The sequence below is a fragment of the Enterobacter sp. A103 genome (genome assembly GCF_034427535.1).
Classification (GTDB): domain Bacteria; phylum Pseudomonadota; class Gammaproteobacteria; order Enterobacterales; family Enterobacteriaceae; genus Enterobacter; species Enterobacter asburiae_B.
Genome location: NZ_JAXQPQ010000012.1, coordinates 68,181 through 87,808 on the forward strand (window position 1 = coordinate 68,181; position 19,628 = coordinate 87,808).

Below are 19,628 nucleotides of genomic sequence, written 5' to 3' on the forward strand. Positions count from 1 at the left end.
TCACAAACAACAGGGCTTACGCATAGTATGGATCAACTTTTCAGCATCAAGTTTACCTACTCACTTGTGAGAGGTACAACAAAACGCATGCTACACCCCTTTAACATGCGGGGTTAATAATGTGATTAATATCACACTTTATAGTCAACAGGGTGATAATACGTTCACTTTGTATTAACGCCATTAGAACAGCTGTACCGACATTGTGGTATTCTGATGATATCCCTCGTGGAATTGAGGGATTAACGCAAATTTTTCTCCTTTGCGGTCAATTCTCAACCGCGAAGTTAAAACTACATATGTAAGCAATGTCGAAACAAGGAGTGACCCATGCAGGTCAGCAGAAGGCAGTTCTTTAAGATCTGCGCTGGCGGTATGGCAGGCACCACGGCAGCGGCACTGGGCTTTGCGCCCGGCGTAGCGCTGGCGGAAACGCGGCAGTATAAACTGCTGCGCACCCGTGAAACCCGTAATACCTGTACGTACTGCTCTGTCGGTTGCGGGCTGTTGATGTATAGCCTCGGCGACGGTGCTAAAAACGCCAAAGCGTCTATTTTCCATATCGAAGGCGACCCGGATCATCCGGTCAACCGCGGCGCATTGTGCCCGAAAGGGGCCGGTCTGGTGGACTTTATCCACTCCGAAAGCCGCCTCAAGTTCCCTGAATATCGCGCGCCTGGCTCCGATAAATGGCAGCAAATCAGCTGGGAAGAGGCGTTTGACCGCATCGCAAAACACATTAAAGAAGACCGCGATGCCAACTTTGTTGAGAAGAACGCCGACGGCGTCACGGTCAACCGCTGGCTCTCCACCGGGATGCTGTGTGCCTCTGCTTCCAGCAACGAAACCGGTTATTTAACCCAGAAATTTACGCGCGCACTCGGTATGCTCGCGGTCGACAACCAGGCGCGTGTCTGACACGGACCAACGGTAGCAAGTCTTGCTCCAACATTTGGTCGCGGTGCGATGACCAACCACTGGGTCGACATCAAGAACGCCAACCTCATTGTGGTGATGGGCGGTAACGCCGCTGAAGCGCACCCTGTCGGGTTCCGCTGGGCGATGGAAGCCAAAATCCACAACGGTGCGAAACTGATTGTGATCGATCCCCGCTTTACGCGAACTGCGTCAGTGGCGGATTTCTACACCCCTATTCGTTCAGGTACTGACATCACTTTCCTGTCAGGCGTATTGCTGTACCTGATGACCAATGAAAAATATAACCGCGAATACACCGAAGCCTATACCAACGCCAGCCTGATCGTGCGTGAGGATTACCACTTCGAAGATGGCCTGTTCAGCGGTTACGACGCCGAAAAACGCAAATACGACAAAACCAGCTGGAACTACGAGCTGGATGAGAAAGGCTTTGCGAAGCGCGATACCACCCTGCAACACCCGCGCTGCGTGTGGAACCTGCTGAAAGAGCACGTTTCCCGCTATACGCCGGAAGTGGTTGAGAATATCTGCGGTACGCCGAAGGCAGACTTCCTGAAGGTGTGCGAGCTGATCGCCGAAACCAGCGCGAAAGATAAAACCGCGTCGTTCCTCTACGCCCTCGGCTGGACGCAGCACTCCATCGGCGCGCAGAACATCCGTACCATGGCGATGGTTCAGCTCCTGCTCGGCAACATGGGAATGGCAGGCGGCGGCGTCAACGCCCTGCGCGGTCACTCCAACATTCAGGGTCTGACCGACCTCGGCCTGCTGTCTCAAAGCCTGCCGGGTTACATGAACCTGCCAAGCGAGAAACAGACCGATCTGCAAACCTACCTGACGGCCAGCACGCCTAAACCGCTGCTCGAAGGCCAGGTAAACTACTGGGGCAACTATCCGAAGTTCTTCGTCTCGATGATGAAAGCCTTCTTCGGCGACAAAGCGACGGCTGAAAACAGCTGGGGCTTTGACTGGCTGCCGAAGTGGGACAAAGGTTACGACGTTCTGCAGTATTTCGAGATGATGCACCAGGGCAAAGTGAACGGCTATCTGTGCCAGGGCTTTAACCCGGTTGCCTCGTTCCCGAACAAGAACAAGGTTGTTGAGTCTCTGTCGAAGCTGAAGTTCCTGGTGACGATTGACCCGCTCAATACCGAGACCTCAACCTTCTGGCAGAACCACGGTGAATCGAACGACGTCGATCCGTCGAAGATTCAGACCGAAGTGTTCCGTCTGCCGTCGACCTGCTTCGCGGAAGAGAACGGTTCTATCGTCAACTCCGGACGCTGGCTGCAGTGGCACTGGAAAGGCGCGGACGCCCCGGGCATCGCCATGAACGACGGCGAGATCCTGGCCGGTATCTTCTTACGCCTGCGTAAGATGTATGCGGAAGAAGGCGGCGCGAACCCGGAACCGGTGCTTAATATGAGCTGGAACTACTCGACGCCGGAAAACCCAGCGCCGGAAGAAGTGGCGATGGAGAGCAACGGTAAGGCGCTGGCGGACGTTATCGACCCGGCCACCGGTACCGTGCTGGCGAAGAAAGGCGATCAGCTCAGCACCTTCGCGCACCTGCGCGATGACGGTACCACGTCAAGCGGCTGCTGGATCTTCGCCGGTAGCTGGACGCCAAAAGGCAACCAGATGGCCAACCGCGACAACGCAGACCCGTCGGGCCTTGGCAATACGCTGGGCTGGGCATGGGCGTGGCCGCTCAACCGCCGTATCCTCTATAACCGCGCATCCGCTGACCCGCAGGGCAACCCGTGGGATCCGAAGCGTCAGCTTCTGAAGTGGGACGGCGCGAAATGGGGCGGCGTGGATATTCCGGACTACAGCACTGCCGCACCGGGCAGCGACGTTGGGCCGTTTATCATGCAGCCTGAAGGGATGGGGCGTCTGTTTGCTATCGATAAGATGGCGGAAGGTCCGTTCCCGGAACACTACGAGCCGTTTGAGACGCCGCTGGGTACCAACCCGCTGCACCCGAACGTGGTCTCTAACCCGGCAGCCCGTATCTTCAAGGGCGATTTCGAAGCGCTGGGTAAAAAGGACAAGTTCCCGTACGTGGGCACCACCTACCGTCTGACCGAGCACTTCCACTACTGGACCAAGCACGCGCTGCTTAACGCCATCGCGCAGCCGGAACAGTTTGTGGAGATCGGCGAGAAGCTGGCGGGCAAGCTCGGCATTGCCCATGGCGATACCGTGAAGGTCTCCTCTAACCGCGGCTATATCAAGGCCAAGGCGGTGGTGACCAAGCGTATCCGCACGCTGAACGTTCACGGTCAGCAGGTGGATACCATCGGTATTCCGATCCACTGGGGCTATGAGGGCGTGGCGAAGAAAGGGTTCATTGCGAACACCCTGACGCCGTTCGTCGGCGATGCGAACACGCAGACGCCGGAGTTTAAGGCCTTCCTCGTGAACGTGGAAAAGGTGTAACGGAGACGACTTATGGCTTATCAATCTCAAGACATTATCCGTCGTTCCGCGACAAACGGTTTCACGCCCGCGCCTCAGGCGCGGGACCACCAGCAGGAAGTGGCGAAGCTTATCGACGTCACCACCTGTATCGGCTGTAAAGCCTGTCAGGTGGCGTGCTCGGAGTGGAACGACCTGCGTGACGAAGTCGGTCACAACGTCGGGGTGTACGACAACCCGGCGGACCTGACCGCCAAGTCCTGGACGGTGATGCGTTTCTCGGAAGTTGAGCAGAACGACAAACTGGAATGGCTTATCCGCAAAGACGGCTGTATGCACTGTGCGGATCCGGGCTGTCTGAAGGCATGTCCGTCAGAAGGGGCTATCATTCAGTATGCCAACGGTATCGTCGACTTCCAGTCCGAACAGTGCATCGGCTGCGGCTACTGCATCGCGGGCTGTCCGTTCGACGTACCGCGCCTGAACCCGGAAGACAACCGCGTCTACAAATGCACGCTGTGCGTTGACCGCGTCACCGTCGGCCAGGAGCCAGCGTGCGTGAAGACCTGCCCAACCGGCGCAATCCACTTTGGCTCCAAAGAGGATATGAAAACGCTGGCGGCAGAGCGCGTGGGCGAGCTGAAAACCCGCGGTTACGACAACGCGGGCCTGTACGATCCGGCCGGAGTTGGCGGTACGCACGTCATGTACGTGCTGCACCACGCCGACAAGCCGAACCTGTATCACGGCCTGCCGGAGAACCCGGAAATCAGCGCCACCGTGAAGTTCTGGAAAGGCATCTGGAAACCGCTGGCAGCGGTCGGTTTTGCTGCCACCTTCGCAGCGAGCATCTTCCACTACGTCGGCGTTGGTCCGAACCGCGCGGAAGAGGAAGACGACAACCTGCATGAAGAGAAAGACGAGGTGCGCAAATGAGAAAACGTGACACCATCGTGCGCTACACCGCGCCGGAACGCATCAACCACTGGGTCACCGCCTTCTGCTTCATGCTGGCGGCGATAAGCGGGCTGGGGTTCTTCTTCCCGTCCTTCAACTGGCTGATGCAGGTACTGGGTACGCCGCAGCTGGCGCGCATCCTTCACCCGTTCGTGGGTGTGGTGATGTTTGCCTCGTTTATCATCATGTTTTTCCGCTACTGGCACCATAACCTAATCAATCGGGATGATATCTTTTGGGCGAAGAATATTCGTAAGATCGTCGTCAACGAGGAAGTGGGTGATACCGGGCGTTATAACTTCGGCCAGAAATGCGTATTCTGGGCGGCGATTATCTTCCTGGTCCTGTTGCTGGTGAGCGGCGTGATCATCTGGCGTCCGTACTTTGCGCCTGCTTTCTCAATCCCGGTGATCCGATTTGCGCTGATGCTGCATTCATTTGCCGCAGTGGCGTTAATTGTGGTTATCATGGTGCATATCTACGCCGCCCTTTGGGTGAAAGGCACCATTACCGCGATGGTGGAAGGATGGGTAACCAGTACGTGGGCGAAGAAACATCACCCGCGCTGGTACCGTGAAGTCCGCCAGAAACAGGAAAAGTCATCTGAATGAGTATTCGCATAATCCCGCAAGATGAGCTGGGGTCGAGCGAGAAACGCACGGCGGATTATATTCCGCCGTTGTTATTCCCCAGACTCAAGAACCTCTACAACCGCCGCGCAGAGCGTCTGCGCGAGCTGGCAGAGAACAACCCGCTGGGTGATTTTCTGCGCTTTGCCGCGCTGGTTGCCCACGCGCAGGAAGTGGTGCTGTACGACCACCCGCTGCAAATGGATCTAACCGCGCGCATCAAAGAAGCCAACGCGCAGGGCAAGCCACCGCTGGACATTCACGTCCTGCCGCGCGACAAGCACTGGCAAAAGCTGCTGCATTCGCTGATTGCCGAGCTGAAGCCGGAGATGAGCGGCACCGCGCTGGCGGTCATTGAGAATCTGGAAAAAGCCTCTGATCTGGAGCTGGAAGAGATGGCGAGCGCGCTGTTTGCCTCCGACTTCGCTCTGGTGAGCAGCGATAAAGCGCCATTTATCTGGGCTGCGCTGTCGCTCTACTGGGCGCAAATGGCAAGCCTGATCCCCGGTAAAGCGCGCGCCGAATACGGCGAGGCGCGCCAGTTCTGCCCGGTCTGCGGCTCCATGCCGGTATCGAGCATGGTGCAAATCGGCACCACTCAGGGGCTGCGCTACCTGCACTGCAACCTGTGTGAAACCGAGTGGCACGTGGTGCGCATCAAGTGCAGCAACTGCGAGCAGACCCGCGATCTGAACTACTGGTCGCTGGAAAATGAAGAAGCGGCGGTGAAAGCCGAAAGCTGCGGCGACTGCGGCACTTACCTGAAGATTCTTTATCAGGAAAAAGACCCGAAAGTCGAAGCCGTGGCCGACGATCTCGCCTCGCTGATTCTGGATGCGAAGATGGAGCAGGAGGGCTTTGCCCGCAGCTCGATCAACCCGTTCCTGTTCCCGGGCGAAGGGGAGTAATTCCCTCTGACAGTGCCGGGCGGCGTAAGCTTGCCCGGCCTATAGTTGGTAAGGTGAAACGACTCCAGTAATGCCCGAAAAGTCTTTCGTGTTTCGAGAAATCAACGGACAATTTCTGCTCTGAGCTGTGGCCAGAATGATAGCATCAGGCAGTTTCATTCCATGCTTCTCGCGCAGAATTACACTTCTTTCAGCGATATCTCGGGTGATATCAATAATCTCAAATACGCCCATCACTGTCGCAGTTTTCGCTTCGTGACCATGTTTGCGGGCCCCCACCATGACTTCCATCCATGTGATCAGACTAATGGCTCGATGAGAAGCTGTGCGATCAATTGCATCCGCAGCCTCAACGCGATTATTAAAAAGATCGATGAGTATATTGGTATCGAACACTGCCATGTGCTCCATGATTACCACTCCTCACGCAGCTTGCGTTCATACTCAAGCCCATCTTCCTGCTGGTTTCCCCACAAGCCAAGCGCATCGCGGATAACCGATGAACTCTGCTGGTCGAGATATTGCTCAATGGCTTCCCGAAGCAATTCGGCACGAGGACGGTTACGCAGCTGCTTCAGATTATCCAGTCGTTGAATTACGTCATCAGACAAATCGATCAGAATTCTGCCCATATCAAGATCCGCGGAAAGACTTATATATCACCTTAGTATATCACTATTGTCTATTTTCAAGGCAACATACGCTTTCATTCAGAAGGGTTAAAGCCCGTAGCTATAGTTTTCCTGCTATTTGCGAAGCGCTTTCCAGATTTTTAGTCCTCGACAATTTTCTTATTTTCTTTTGAATCAAACTAGGTTATAAAGCTGTATATCCATACAGTTAAAGGGAGTTTTCATGGCACTGGAACAGGGTATTGCGCAGCTGGTTCAGGGATTTATCGCTGCAGGCCGGCCTTCGTCACGTCGACAGACCATTGATGTACGACGAGCAGGGTACATTGCCAGCACGGGGCTTGCCGGGAAGACAGAAACGCGCGTTCAGGTAGAAGCGCTAGTGCTTGAGGGCCTTACCATTCGGGTATTTTCACCTCTTAATGCCCCTGAAATATTGCCTGCTGCCATCTACTATCACGGCGGATGCTTTATCAGCGGCGGCTTTGATACCCATGACAACCAACTCCGTCAGTTAGCCTGCTACGGCAATTGCCGGGTGATCGCGGTTCAGTACAGGTTGGCGCCGGAGCATACCTTCCCCGCCGCACATGACGATGCTGAAAGAGGTGCAGATCTGGTCTGGAAGTATGCGGACAAATTAGGCGTGGATAAGAACCGGCTCACCCTCTGTGGAGACAGCGCAGGAGGGCATCTGGCGCTGGTAACGGCGCTGAGGCTTAAGGTTAAAGGGCTGTGGCAACCTGTACAGCTTATTCTTATCTATCCCATGCTCGACGCCACCGCCAGTTTTGAAAGCTATGCTCTCAATGGCACGGATTATATTATCACCCGCGATACCCTGCTCAGCGGGTATGAAATGTATCTTGCAGAGACTGACCGCCAGCATCCGGAAGCCAGCCCGCTGTGGCGCGATGATTTTTACGGGCTTCCGCCAGTGCATATCATTACAGCAGAGTACGATCCGCTGTGCGATGAGGGAGAAATGTTGTATCAGCATCTGACTGAGCAGGGTGTGAAGTGTACCGCTCAGCGCTGGCTGGGCGTCATCCATGGCTTCTTTCAGCTTGGCGGCGTCAGCCAGTCAGCGCGAGACGTTATGCGGGATATCGCCGGGCGGATTAACCACGCCCGAGGAGAGTGAACAGAAGATTACTCCTCCTCGTTCCCACCCTCTTCATACGCGCCGAAGGGCTTCGCTGGAAGAACAATGTAGGTGCCTTCAAACACCGCACCCGGTGTTTTATCGCCAAACAGTTCAACCTGCATTTGTACGCGGGCTTTGCGGCCGCGCGCCAGGCGGTCCAGATCGCCGCCCAGTGACCCCAGATCGGCCACGGCGCTCGGCTTGCCGCTTATCGGTGCGCTATAGCGGATGTGAGCATCAGCAAGAATAATGGTGCCGCCCAGATGGCGCTCGCGAAGCATCAGCCAGATGAGCCCCCAGCCGGTGAGCGTCGCGAGGGAAAACAGACTTCCGGCAAACAGAGTGTGGTGCGGGTTTTGATTGCCGGTTTCCGGCATGGTGGTAATAAATTTTTGTCCGGTGTACTGCTGAATGCGCACGCCCATTTTTTCGCTGAGCGGAATGTGCTGATACCAGGCCTGCTGCAGCTGTCCACACCAGTCGGCGCGATGAAGAATATCATCCAGCGTGGCGATGGGTTTGATCATCAAAAAATGACGAATCGGCGTGGTTTGTGGGGTCGTGATTTCCCCCTGATTCACAAAGCCGAGCTTGGCGAAAAAATCTACGGCATCTTCGCGGGCGCTACAGGTAACGCGCTTAACGCCTTCCTGACGGGCGACGGACTCAAGGGTCATCGCCATTAGCGTTCCCAGACCTTTGTCCTGAACGGAGGGATGAACCGCCATAAAGCGAATCGACGCTTCGTTATCGGCGTTGATATACAAGCGCCCGACGGCGACGAGGTTACCCTCTTCGTCCATCACCATCTGATGGTGGGCCATCGCATCCCAGGCGTCGCGTTCCGATCCTTTTGGCTGATGCAGTGGCTTGCGCAGCATTTCCCAGCGGAACTGGTAATAAGCGTCTAACTCTTCTTCCGTTTGCGGTACTCGAAGGTGATACATAGCTGTACTCTCTCTTGTTACCCGCGGCCACGCCGCCAGTTGGCTCATACCTGGAGCCAGAATGTGACGGGGCCATCGTTCACCAGCGAAACCTGCATATCTGCAGCGAATCGTCCGGTTTGCGTATTCATTTCCTGCTGGCGACAACGCTCAACAAAGTACTCGTAAAGTGCTTCTGCACGATCCGGCGCGGCACCTTTGGAGAAGCTCGGGCGCATGCCGCGCTCGGTATCCGCAGCCAGCGTAAACTGGGAAACCACCAGCACGCTGCCGCCCGCCTGCTGGACGTTCAGGTTCATCTTGCCTTCCGCATCGCTGAAAATACGGTAGCCCAGCACTCGCTCACACAAGCGGTTGGCTTTTTGTTCGTCGTCATCCTTTTCGACACCTAACAACACCAAAAGTCCTGGGCCAATTTCACCCGTCACCTCTCCCTCCACGGTGACGCTGGCACGGGTTACGCGCTGTATCAATGCAATCATGGTTGGTCTGCTTCTAATTGTTTTTCAGCTTCTGCTGCTTTTTTAAGTTCGCGGTACACACCGAGAGTGACAGTTATTTCGGCACCAAGCAAGACGATACACCAGGTCCAGTAGACCCAGACAAACAAAATGGGGATCACCGCCAGCACGCCGTAAATCAGCTGATAGGACGGAAACATGGTGATGTAGAGGGCAAATCCTTTTTTACCGAGCTCAAAAAGCAACGCCGCCACCAGCGCTCCCACAACCGCATCGCGGTTAGGTACGCGCGTGGTCGGCACGACGCTATAGAGCAGCCAGAAAGAAAGCCACGACAGGATCAGCGGAAAGATGCGAAGCGCATTATCAATTACGCCGTTTAAATCACTCGCCCAGCGCAAGGAGAGAAGATACGAACTGATCGCCAGGCTCGCCCCGGCCAGCAGCGGCCCCAGCGTAAGAATCATCCAGTACACGGCAAAGGAATAGACCTTTGGCCGCGCTTTTTTACTCCGCCAGATAGTGTTCAGCGCATTATCAATGGCGTACATCAACAGCAGCGCGGTAACGATAAGACCGCACGCCCCCACTGCCGTCATCTTGCTGGAATTGGCAACAAACTGCTCAATGTAGTTCTGGATGACATCCCCGGTTGCAGGGATGAAATTCGCGAAGACAAAATGACGAAGCTGCAGGCTGACGTCCGCAAACATCGGAAAGGCGGAAAACAGGGCAAAGATGACCGCCACCAGCGGCACTAATGAGAGCAACGACACGTAGGCGAGGTTACCCGCCAGCGTGGTCATGTTGTCCTCATCAATACGGTGCCAGAGCAGTTTCAGCCAGGCCCTCAGGGGGCGAGTATGATGCGTGGCTTTTTGATGAACGGTTTTTAGCATAGCTGCTTCGCAAAGTAGTTTGGTATCGTCTCTTTTCCGGTCACCAGAATTGACGTTATACCCAACTGGTTAGCCCCCTCTATATTATCGGCGTTGTCGTCAAAAAAGACCGCATCGGCCGCGGTGAATCCTTCCGACTGGAGAACAGCCTGATAAATTCGCGCTTCAGGCTTACGCATCCCCATCTCTTGCGAAAGATAGATCTTATCGGCCGCCGCCTTAACTTCAGGGTATTCCTCAGGCCAGAACGTGGTGTGCAGACGGTTGGTATTTGACAGCACAACGACCCGATGGCCCTGCTTGCGGAGCTTATGCATGATGTCGATCGCTTCAGGCCGGATGGCGACAAATACTGCCTGCCAGCCGTGAGAAAACTGCTCGTAGCTTAACGGTAGGTCCATCTCCTGGCAGAAACGTTCAGCGAATTCTTCATCACCGATCTCGCCGCGTTCATGCTGATGGAAGGTCTCGCCCATCGCGAAATTCTGCTTCAGTGTCGCCAGCGGAACGCGGCTAAAGTCGCTCCATGCACCCAGCACGCGATTAAAATCGATATCGACGATTACGTTTCCTAAATCAAAGATATAAAGCATGTTTATCTCCTGCTCGCCGTGGAGAGATAACTGTAGCGGGAATAAAGAGATTTGACTATGCGTGCTGTCTAAGGTGTGCGATCGATTTCTACGGCGCGCTTTTACGACAGTAAAGTGAAGGGACGTTTGACGCGGCAAAAAGCCAGGCCCCCCGATACTCATCGATCATCAGGCTCAGCTCTCTTCCCGGCGTGCGATAAAAACCCGGCAGCGTGGCGTTGATATCAGCCTCATCCGCATTATCGGCGAAGGTTTTAACAATACGATCGTTATTTAATACGCGCGCGTTCTGATGATAGCTGTAGTGAAAATAGATGGTCCGGTTAACTTCAGAAACCGTCTGACCAAATAATTTACCGTTAATGACGGTGGATCCCTCCCGATGCTGCATCCGCCAGGAAACCGTACCCACAAATCGGTTTTTACCAATCGTCCATTCCACATCCCCCGTACAGCGTATCGGCGAACTCGAGAAATGCGAATACGCTAACCAGCCGCTGGTGATAGCGGCCCCCAGAAACGCCGCCAGAAAAATAATACGGTTCCGGAATGTCTTCATTGCTCATGCGCCCAAAAATAATGCGTGGTACATAATGCTGCCGCATCCCGTCGCGCATCGTTATTACAGACAAACGCAGCGATTCGCTCCGTTTTACTATAGCCGATCAGAAAAACGTATCTTTTTTCGGCGCACAGACCGGGATGATTTTTTAACAGGCGCAAGTAATGATCCTGAACAGGTTCATTAGGTGCATAAAAAAGCTGGCAGGCGTTGTTCGTACTGCCCGTTGAAAGTGGCAAGTAGTAGCTAAACGGCATGTTCTGGTAATGCTTATATAATATCCCCCCGTTGATAAGCGCGATGAGCAAAAACACAGCGGTGGTTATTATCAACCAGACCGGCATCTGCATCGCGGTATCATCAGCTATTTCCGCCTCGTTATTAACCATCATGGGCTCAGCGGTTGGGGTAAATACTTCAACCTGGGTGGCTTCGGAAAGCGTAAGTCCGCGGCGAGAAATCGTTTTTACCGTATCGCGCGGCAACCCCACCTCAGCAAGCGCGTTGCGTAATGTCAAAATGGCCTGGTAAAAGGTATTCGGTGTTGTGACGTCATTGCGCTCCCCCCATCCCACCACCATTAACTTATTTTGCGAAATTATTTTTCCAGGATGGGTGATGAGATAAAGAAAACAGAGATTGGCAGGAAGCTGCAATTGTATCGTTCGCCCGGTAATATGATTTACCAGGGTTTTGTTTTCTGGGTCATACTCGACCAACTTGTTAATGAGATACAATTTTCCTTTCCTCAGAAATAACAATACATAACTCTATACACCAAAAACATATACGTATATTTAACAACAGTATAGGTCAGATGGATTAGGACGCGATACCGCCCCATCTAAGATTAAAAACAACACATTATTTTTCAATTGGTTACAAGGCACTTTTCTTAGGTTTACCTCATCTAAAACGACATAATGAGATTTCATTACACTTCGCCAGCCCAAATAATTATATTGAGCTGCAACCAGAGAAAAGACTGACGTTGCGGCAGACTGAGGAAAGGAATCTTTAGCTATTAGTGCTATTTCGTGTACCTCCTTCCTGGATTTTTTTTGCCGAATAATCTTAAAGGAGTGACAAATATTCCTGGAGCACTTCTGCCAGGTGATATTTTTTCGCTATGACGACGGACTGACTGAATAGATAAGGCCAGGAATTTATTTCCCTGATACTCTTTTTCATAAACAAGACAGGATAACTGGATATGTTTCAAGATTGACACATTTGAACGGCAATGAAATATTGGCAATGAAAAAAGACAGGAGTGGACTGGATGATAACATCGTCGAAAACAGTTGCCCGCTGTATAAGCTGTGAATTGTCCTGTCAGTTATTTCCAGATAACGCAGTACGATCACAATATTGTGGTAATGCCTCGTTCGCATTTTGGCCGGTTGGTAATCATTTCCTGCAGATTGCAGTTGTAAATAAAATATTACGCAGGAACAAGAATCACCTGTCACGAGGGTTTATTTTTGTAGACTTTTCGATGTACAACCTGCGCGTACTGGCCGATCCGCAATGGATTGAACGTCTGGCGATAACTAACATGAACATCGTTATAATCTCGGACCGTAAACTAGAGGCATTGGCTAATTACTTACTCACTCACCACAGTGAAATAAAGGGAGTTATTTATTCAGACGATAATGACGTTATATTGCAGGATAAAATCAACCACCTTTTCTCCGGAAGACGGGTAAATAGCAGACGTGGAAGTAAGTTGAATGCTGTCGAATTTACTTTGCTTAACAGGTTTTTATCAGGAGCATGCCTCCAGGAGATTATAAAAACAGACAGCATTGATGTTAAAAAAATTTATGTTCATAAAATACGACTTGAGAGGAAGTTAGGTACCAGCATTCATAAAATTCTCGTTTCTATTTTGTAATTTCAACCTCTTAGCATACCCACGATTAATCGCGTGGAGGATGTTCTACGCCTGAAAGAAAGGGGGCAGTCATGCCATATTTAATGAAACACTCACCTGTCGCAGTTGCGATTTCACTGGCGTTATCGTCAGCGTTATTTACCGCGCATGCAGCGGTAATAGATTTTGCTAATTTACCTGCCTCCGGAGCAGTAACGGATTTGCCTGCAGAAATACAGGCGCTAATTCCTGCAACGGCAAACGCGAACTTTAGCAAAAATACCGGCGATCCTAACTATGTCTACCAGTACAGCCCGGGTAATATCCCAATCTACGGAGATGGGATCACCCTCGAAGGACCGGGGGCGGAAGCCTTTGAGCATTCAGTCACCGTTATTCAGAACTCCACGTCCGGCAGCCCGGGGGTAATATTTGGTGACGATCTGACTATTCGCACCCAGTCAAAAGTGGCTGCCAATAATGGTAAAGACGTCGACGGCATTCGTACCCATGGTATGAACACGCCGGACAACCCGGTGTTTATTATTACCGGAGACCGCACCCACATTTACGTTAATGGCCAAAGCGGTGACGGCATCAATGCCGGGTACAGCTCCTTCAGCCAGGGCTCTCTTGGCTCCGCCAATATTTATGTGGGTGACGATCTCTATATCGAAACCACCGGCAGTACCGGTCGCGGCATTAGCGCCTATGCATTGAATGATGCTTCAAAGGCCAAAAATAACGTTATCGTCGGCGATCGTGCGCATATTGTGACGCGTGGTACCTACGCAGAGGGGATTCGTACCAACCAGAGCGGCTCATATGTCCGTCTGGGGGATGAGGCCACCATCGAAACGTACGGCACATCGGCCTACGGCCTGTATGCGGGCTCTGCATCCAAAATTGAGCTGGGAAAAAAAGCGGCGATTACCACCGACGCGGCCAGCGCCTCCGGGGTTTATTCTACCGGCTCGTCAACCATCACCCTTGATGAAGGCGCGACCATCACCACCAACGGTGCCAGCGCGCATGGCGTCTATGCGTACACAGGCGCGGTGAATATTGGGGATAACGTCACCATTGCGGTCAACAGCAGCGAGAAAACCAGCAGCTCCGCGCAAGCGCCGCACGGGATGTATGCCTGGTCACGCGGCGTGATAACGCTCGGGGGTGGCGCAACCATTACCACCGCAGGCCAGCGCGACAGCGGTAGCTACGCCCTGAACGCCAGCAACGGTGGCGTGATTGATGCCTCCGCGGGCGGAAAATTCACCCTCAACGGTGACATCCTCTCCGCTGGCGGCGTCGCGGCAACCAGCACTGCCGCAGCGCAAAACAGCGCGATCGCGCTCACCATGCAGGACAACTCTCTCTGGAACGGGGCGTCTTACATTGAGAGCAACGCCAACGGTACCGGGACTATCGCGCTTACGATGAATGATGCCGTGTGGAATATGCGCGACAGCTCCACGCTGACCAGCCTGACGCTGAATGCGGGCGGTACGATTAATTTCCAGCATGCTGAGGATGCGGCGTGGCAAACCCTGACCATCAGTGACGATTTTATCGGCAACGGCGGCAAGCTGGTTTTCAATACCGTGCTGTTTGACGACACATCGGAAACGGACAAACTGATCGTTGAAGGCAACACCTCCGGTCATACCGGGGTGGAAGTGAACAACATTGGCGGTACTGGCGCACAAACCATTGAAGGGATTGAAATCGTCAGCGTTGGCGGCAACTCTGACGGGACGTTTGAGAAGGCCAGCCGTATCGTGGCGGGGGGTTATGACTATAACGTTGTGCAAAAAGGTAAAAACTGGTTTCTGACCAGCCTGGTTGAGCCCGTTGCCCCGCCGGTCGACCCGGTAGACCCACCTGTTGACCCTGTGGACCCGCCCGTCGACCCGGTGATTCCGCCGCAGGAACCGGTCCCCCCTGCTGCACCACCGAAAAGCGAGCATCAGTATCGCCCTGAATTTGGTAGCTATCAGGCGAACAGCTATGCGGCAAATACGCTGTTTATGACCCGCCTGCACGACCGTCTGGGTGAAACGCAGTACACCGACCTGCTCACCGGCGAGCAAAAAGTAACGAGCCTGTGGATGCGTAACGTCGGCGGCCATACGCGTTTCAGAGACGGCAGCAGCCAGTTAAAAACGACCGCCAACCGCTACGTGCTGCAGCTGGGTGGTGATGTCGCCCAGTGGAGCACCGACGGCCTGGATCGCTGGCATCTTGGCCTGATGGCGGGCTACGGCAACAGCCAGAGCCGGAGTGCTTCCAGTCTAACCGGATACCACTCGCGTGGCGAAGTGAATGGCTATAGCGTCGGTCTGTACGGTACCTGGTACGCAAACGACGCGGATAAAAGTGGAACCTACGTTGATAGCTGGATGCTGTATAACTGGTTCGACAATAAGGTGATGGGGCAGGATCAGGCGACTGAGAATTATCGCTCCAGCGGCGTAACCGCCTCTGTAGAAGCTGGCTATAGCGTTAAGATGGGCGAAAGCGGCCGCAACAGCTACTGGATCCAGCCGAAAGCGCAGGCCGTTTGGATGGACGTGAAGGCTGATGACCATCGCGAACGCAACGGCACGCGGGTGAAAGACGAGACTCAGGGGAATCTGATGACACGTCTCGGCGTGAAGGCCTATATCAGCGGACATAACGCGATTGACGACGGTAAATCCCGTACCTTCCAGCCGTTTATCGAGGCGAACTGGATCCACAATACCCAGACCACGCGCATCCGCATGGATGACGTCAGCAATGAACTGCGCGGTGCTCGCAATATCGGCGAGTTAAAGACGGGCGTAGAGGGGCAGATTACGCCGCAGCTTAGCGTTTGGGGCAATGTGGCTCAGCAGATAGGCGACAAAGGCTACAGCGATACCCAGGGGATGCTGGGGGTGAAATACAGCTTCAAATAACAATAAAAAAGCCGCTGAGAGATCAGCGGCTTTTTAGTTGCCGGGTGGCGCTCACGCTTACCCGGCCTACGGATTGACCGTATTACTCTTCTTTCGCACCGCGCATAGCACGTTTACGATCGTTCTCGGTCAGGTGACGTTTACGGATACGAATTGACTGTGGAGTCACTTCTACCAGTTCGTCATCATCGATGAATTCCAGAGCCTGCTCCAGAGTCATCTTGATCGGTGGAACCAGAACCGTTGCTTCGTCAGTACCGGACGCACGCATGTTGGTCAGTTTCTTACCGGTCAGGCAGTTTACGGTCAGGTCGTTAGAACGACTGTGAATACCGATGATCTGGCCTTCGTAAACTTCAGCACCGTGACCCAGGAACAGCTTGCCGCGATCCTGCAGACCGAACAGCGCAAACGCAACCGCTTTACCCTGACCGTTGGAGATCAGCACGCCGTTGTTACGCTGGCCCACTTCGCCCGGACGAACGTCGTCGTAGTGGCTGAAGGTGGAGTACAGCAGACCGGTACCGGAGGTCATGGTCATGAACTCTGAACGGAAGCCGATCAGACCACGGCTTGGGATCACGTAGTCGAGACGTACGCGGCCTTTGCCATCTGGATTCATGTTTTTCAGGTCGCCTTTACGCTCACCCAGAGCCTGCATCACAGAACCCTGGTGCTGCTCTTCAACGTCCAGCGTTACGTTTTCGAACGGCTCTTGTTTACGGCCGTCGATTTCGCGGAAGATTACTTTCGGACGGGAAACCGCCATTTCGAAACCTTCACGACGCATGTTTTCGATCAGAACAGACAGGTGCAGCTCACCACGACCAGAAACGCGGAATGCATCAGCATCCTGGGTTTCTTCAACGCGCAGCGCAACGTTGTGCACCAGCTCTTTGTTCAGGCGGTCAAGGATCTGACGAGAGGTAACGAATTTACCTTCTTTACCACAGAACGGAGAGGTGTTGACGTTGAAGAACATGGATACGGTTGGTTCATCAACGGACAGGGCTGGCAGCGCTTCGACGTTCTGCGGATCGCAGATGGTGTCGGAGATGTTCAGTTCACCCAGACCGGTGATAGCGATGATGTCGCCCGCTTCCGCAACGTCACTCTCGATACGCTCAAGACCCAGGTGAGTCAGTACTTTACCGACTTTACCGTTACGGGTTTTGCCTTCGCTATCGATGATAGTAACCTGCTGGTTAGGCTTCACTTTACCGCGCTTGATACGACCAATGCCGATTACGCCAACGTAGTTGTTGTAGTCGAGCTGAGAGATCTGCATCTGCAGGGTGCCGTCGAGATCGACATTTGGTGCAGGAACACGGTCAACAATCGCCTGATACAGCGGGGTCATGTCTTCAGCCATGTCTTCGTGGTCCAGACCTGCGATACCGTTCAGCGCAGAGGCGTAAACGATAGGGAAGTCCAGCTGCTCGTCGGTCGCGTCGAGGTTAACGAACAGGTCGAAGACCTGGTCAACAACCCAGTCAGGACGCGCGCCAGGGCGGTCAACTTTGTTGATAACAACGATTGGCTTCAGACCATGGGCAAAAGCTTTTTTGGTCACGAAGCGCGTCTGTGGCATTGGGCCATCCATTGCGTCAACGACCAGCAGAACGGAGTCTACCATGGACATTACACGTTCAACTTCACCACCGAAGTCGGCGTGCCCTGGGGTATCAACGATGTTGATACGGTAGTCATTCCATTTAATCGCGGTGTTTTTCGCGAGGATGGTAATCCCACGCTCTTTCTCCAAATCGTTGGAGTCCATCACGCGTTCTTGGGTTTCGGCACGCGCATCAAACGTACCGGATTGCTGCAGCAGCTTGTCGACCAGGGTAGTTTTACCATGGTCAACGTGCGCGATGATGGCGATGTTACGCAAATTTTCGATCACAACTTTGCCTCAGGCATTTAGAAATAGCGCGTTATTGTACACGGATTAATCGCACTACAAAACAGGATCACAAACATCCCCCGCAAACAAGTATTGCAGAGATGCTTTGTGATCGCTTTCACGGAGCGGTAAAAGGGCACCTTAACGTAAATTGCACCAATATGGTGCTCAATGTTCACATTGAAGCACTATACTGGTGCAACAAATCCATTGTGGTGCAGCCCTTTTGCACTATGGTGCGCATGATAACGCCTTTTTGGGGTGATTTAAAAGTTGGCACAGATTTCGCTTTATAAAAAATACATGGCACCAGCCAGTACAAACAGAAATTGAAGACCTCGTTACCACGACGACAATGACCAATCTGGAGAGTTAAGTATGTCCGCTGAACACGTTTTGACGATGCTGAACGAACATGAAGTGAAGTTTGTTGATCTGCGCTTCACCGATACCAAAGGTAAAGAACAGCACGTCACAATCCCTGCTCATCAGGTGAACGCCGAATTCTTTGAAGAAGGCAAAATGTTTGACGGCTCCTCCATTGGTGGCTGGAAAGGCATTAACGAATCCGACATGGTTCTGATGCCAGACGCGACCACTGCGGTCATTGATCCGTTCTTCGAAGAACCAACCCTGATCATCCGTTGCGACATCCTCGAGCCAGGCACGCTGCAGGGCTACGACCGCGACCCACGTTCTATCGCGAAACGCGCTGAAGAGTACCTGCGTTCTACCGGCATCGCAGACACCGTTCTGTTCGGGCCAGAGCCAGAATTCTTCCTGTTCGATGACATCCGTTTCGGTGCCTCTATTTCTGGCTCCCACGTGGCTATCGACGACATCGAAGGTGCATGGAACTCCTCCACCAAATACGAAGGCGGTAACAAAGGTCACCGTCCTGGCGTGAAAGGCGGTTACTTCCCGGTTCCTCCGGTCGACTCTGCACAGGACATTCGTTCCACTATGTGTCTGGTGATGGAAGAGATGGGCCTGGTTGTTGAAGCTCACCACCACGAAGTGGCGACTGCTGGTCAGAACGAAGTGGCAACCCGCTTCAACACCATGACCAAAAAAGCGGACGAAATTCAGATCTACAAATACGTTGTGCACAACGTTGCGCACCGTTTCGGTAAAACCGCGACCTTCATGCCAAAACCAATGTTTGGCGATAACGGTTCCGGTATGCACTGCCACATGTCTCTGTCCAAGAACGGTACCAACCTGTTCTCTGGCGACAAATATGCCGGTCTGTCCGAGCAGGCGCTGTATTACATCGGTGGTGTTATCAAACACGCTAAAGCGATCAACGCCCTGGCGAACCCAACCACGAACTCCTACAAGCGTCTGGTCCCGGGCTACGAAGCGCCAGTGATGCTGGCCTACTCTGCACGTAACCGTTCTGCTTCTATCCGTATCCCGGTGGTGGCTTCTCCTAAAGCACGTCGTATCGAAGTTCGCTTCCCGGACCCAGCGGCTAACCCATACCTGTGCTTCGCAGCACTGCTGATGGCCGGTCTGGACGGTATCAAGAACAAGATCCACCCGGGCGAAGCGATGGACAAAAACCTGTACGACCTGCCGCCAGAAGAAGCGAAAGAGATCCCACAGGTTGCTGGCTCTCTGGAAGAAGCCCTGCAGGCGCTGGACGCAGACCGCGAGTTCCTGACTGCAGGTGGCGTATTCACTGACGACGCTATCGATGCTTACATCGCCCTGCGTATGGAAGAGAACGACCGCGTGCGTATGACGCCACACCCGGTAGAGTTCGAGCTGTACTACAGCGTTTAATTAAAGTTGTTTTACCCGGCG

The 19,628-nt window shown here is 53.5% G+C and carries 17 protein-coding genes; 8 read left to right on the forward strand and 9 right to left on the reverse strand.

The window, feature by feature from the left end; all coding sequences use genetic code 11:
• Window positions 1-330 precede the first annotated feature (330 nt).
• From fdnG to fdhE, 4 genes are read left to right on the forward strand one after another with little or no spacing between them, the layout of a single operon-like run.
• Window positions 331-3,381 (forward strand): formate dehydrogenase-N subunit alpha, encoded by a 3,051-nt coding sequence (gene fdnG / locus SPH27_RS20850; RefSeq protein ID WP_087822910.1) that lies wholly within the window; start codon window positions 331-333, stop codon window positions 3,379-3,381.
• A 12-nt stretch (window positions 3,382-3,393) separates the two neighbouring features.
• Complete coding sequence (fdxH, locus tag SPH27_RS20855) at window positions 3,394-4,296, forward strand: formate dehydrogenase subunit beta (protein WP_008501831.1); 903 nt, start codon at window positions 3,394-3,396, stop codon at window positions 4,294-4,296.
• Window positions 4,293-4,928 carry a formate dehydrogenase cytochrome b556 subunit gene (gene fdoI / locus SPH27_RS20860; protein WP_010436852.1) on the forward strand — a complete coding sequence of 212 codons (636 nt, stop codon included), beginning with the start codon at window positions 4,293-4,295 and terminating at the stop codon, window positions 4,926-4,928. The genes fdxH and fdoI overlap by 4 nt, the downstream gene beginning before the upstream one ends.
• Complete coding sequence (gene fdhE / locus SPH27_RS20865; protein WP_023309751.1) at window positions 4,925-5,854, forward strand: formate dehydrogenase accessory protein FdhE; 930 nt, start codon at window positions 4,925-4,927, stop codon at window positions 5,852-5,854. Before fdoI ends, fdhE begins: the two co-directional genes overlap by 4 nt.
• A gap of 39 nt (window positions 5,855-5,893) precedes the next feature.
• Here the strand turns inward: fdhE and SPH27_RS20870 are convergent, their stop codons facing one another.
• Together SPH27_RS20870 and SPH27_RS20875 are read right to left on the reverse strand one after the other, a co-directional pair.
• Window positions 5,894-6,265: a type II toxin-antitoxin system VapC family toxin gene (locus SPH27_RS20870; RefSeq protein WP_080298642.1), complete on the reverse strand. Its 372-nt coding sequence runs from the start codon at window positions 6,263-6,265 to the stop codon at window positions 5,894-5,896.
• 2 nt (window positions 6,266-6,267) lie between these two features.
• Window positions 6,268-6,486 (reverse strand): ribbon-helix-helix protein, CopG family, encoded by a 219-nt coding sequence (locus SPH27_RS20875; RefSeq protein ID WP_249425976.1) that lies wholly within the window; start codon window positions 6,484-6,486, stop codon window positions 6,268-6,270.
• A 223-nt stretch (window positions 6,487-6,709) separates the two neighbouring features.
• On the opposite strand from SPH27_RS20875, the gene SPH27_RS20880 reads away from it, so the two are divergent.
• Window positions 6,710-7,630: an alpha/beta hydrolase gene (locus tag SPH27_RS20880; protein ID WP_182072195.1), complete on the forward strand. Its 921-nt coding sequence runs from the start codon at window positions 6,710-6,712 to the stop codon at window positions 7,628-7,630.
• Window positions 7,631-7,638: 8 nt separating this feature from the next.
• Here SPH27_RS20880 and fabY read toward each other — a convergent pair whose 3' ends face one another.
• From fabY to SPH27_RS20910, 6 genes are all read right to left on the reverse strand, one after another.
• Window positions 7,639-8,580, reverse strand: coding sequence for a fatty acid biosynthesis protein FabY (fabY, locus tag SPH27_RS20885; RefSeq protein WP_039264191.1), 942 nt, complete (start codon window positions 8,578-8,580; stop codon window positions 7,639-7,641).
• Between the two features lie 44 nt (window positions 8,581-8,624).
• Window positions 8,625-9,062, reverse strand: coding sequence for a D-aminoacyl-tRNA deacylase (gene dtd, locus SPH27_RS20890; protein ID WP_008501836.1), 438 nt, complete (start codon window positions 9,060-9,062; stop codon window positions 8,625-8,627).
• Window positions 9,059-9,940 (reverse strand): virulence factor BrkB family protein, encoded by an 882-nt coding sequence (locus SPH27_RS20895; protein ID WP_033146965.1) that lies wholly within the window; start codon window positions 9,938-9,940, stop codon window positions 9,059-9,061. The genes dtd and SPH27_RS20895 overlap by 4 nt, the downstream gene beginning before the upstream one ends.
• Window positions 9,934-10,533, reverse strand: a complete 600-nt coding sequence (gene yihX / locus SPH27_RS20900) for a glucose-1-phosphatase (protein ID WP_039264189.1) — start codon at window positions 10,531-10,533, stop codon at window positions 9,934-9,936. Before yihX ends, SPH27_RS20895 begins: the two co-directional genes overlap by 7 nt.
• A gap of 88 nt (window positions 10,534-10,621) precedes the next feature.
• Entirely contained in the window at window positions 10,622-11,092 is a 471-nt protein-coding gene (locus tag SPH27_RS20905) for a hypothetical protein (protein WP_033146967.1), read from the reverse strand.
• Window positions 11,089-11,832 carry a winged helix-turn-helix domain-containing protein gene (locus SPH27_RS20910; RefSeq protein ID WP_182072197.1) on the reverse strand — a complete coding sequence of 248 codons (744 nt, stop codon included), beginning with the start codon at window positions 11,830-11,832 and terminating at the stop codon, window positions 11,089-11,091. Before SPH27_RS20910 ends, SPH27_RS20905 begins: the two co-directional genes overlap by 4 nt.
• Window positions 11,833-12,377: 545 nt before the next feature.
• On the opposite strand from SPH27_RS20910, the gene SPH27_RS20915 reads away from it, so the two are divergent.
• Window positions 12,378-12,995, forward strand: coding sequence for a helix-turn-helix transcriptional regulator (locus tag SPH27_RS20915; protein WP_182072199.1), 618 nt, complete (start codon window positions 12,378-12,380; stop codon window positions 12,993-12,995).
• A gap of 71 nt (window positions 12,996-13,066) precedes the next feature.
• Window positions 13,067-15,913 (forward strand): autotransporter outer membrane beta-barrel domain-containing protein, encoded by a 2,847-nt coding sequence (locus SPH27_RS20920; protein WP_182072201.1) that lies wholly within the window; start codon window positions 13,067-13,069, stop codon window positions 15,911-15,913.
• Between the two features lie 82 nt (window positions 15,914-15,995).
• Here the strand turns inward: SPH27_RS20920 and typA are convergent, their stop codons facing one another.
• Window positions 15,996-17,819 (reverse strand): ribosome-dependent GTPase TypA, encoded by a 1,824-nt coding sequence (typA, locus tag SPH27_RS20925; RefSeq protein WP_023333895.1) that lies wholly within the window; start codon window positions 17,817-17,819, stop codon window positions 15,996-15,998.
• 378 nt (window positions 17,820-18,197) lie between these two features.
• Between typA and glnA the strand changes: the two genes are divergently transcribed.
• A complete protein-coding gene (glnA, locus tag SPH27_RS20930; protein WP_023309763.1) occupies window positions 18,198-19,607 on the forward strand; it encodes a glutamate--ammonia ligase in 1,410 nt (469 codons plus the stop codon).
• Window positions 19,608-19,628 lie beyond the last annotated feature (21 nt).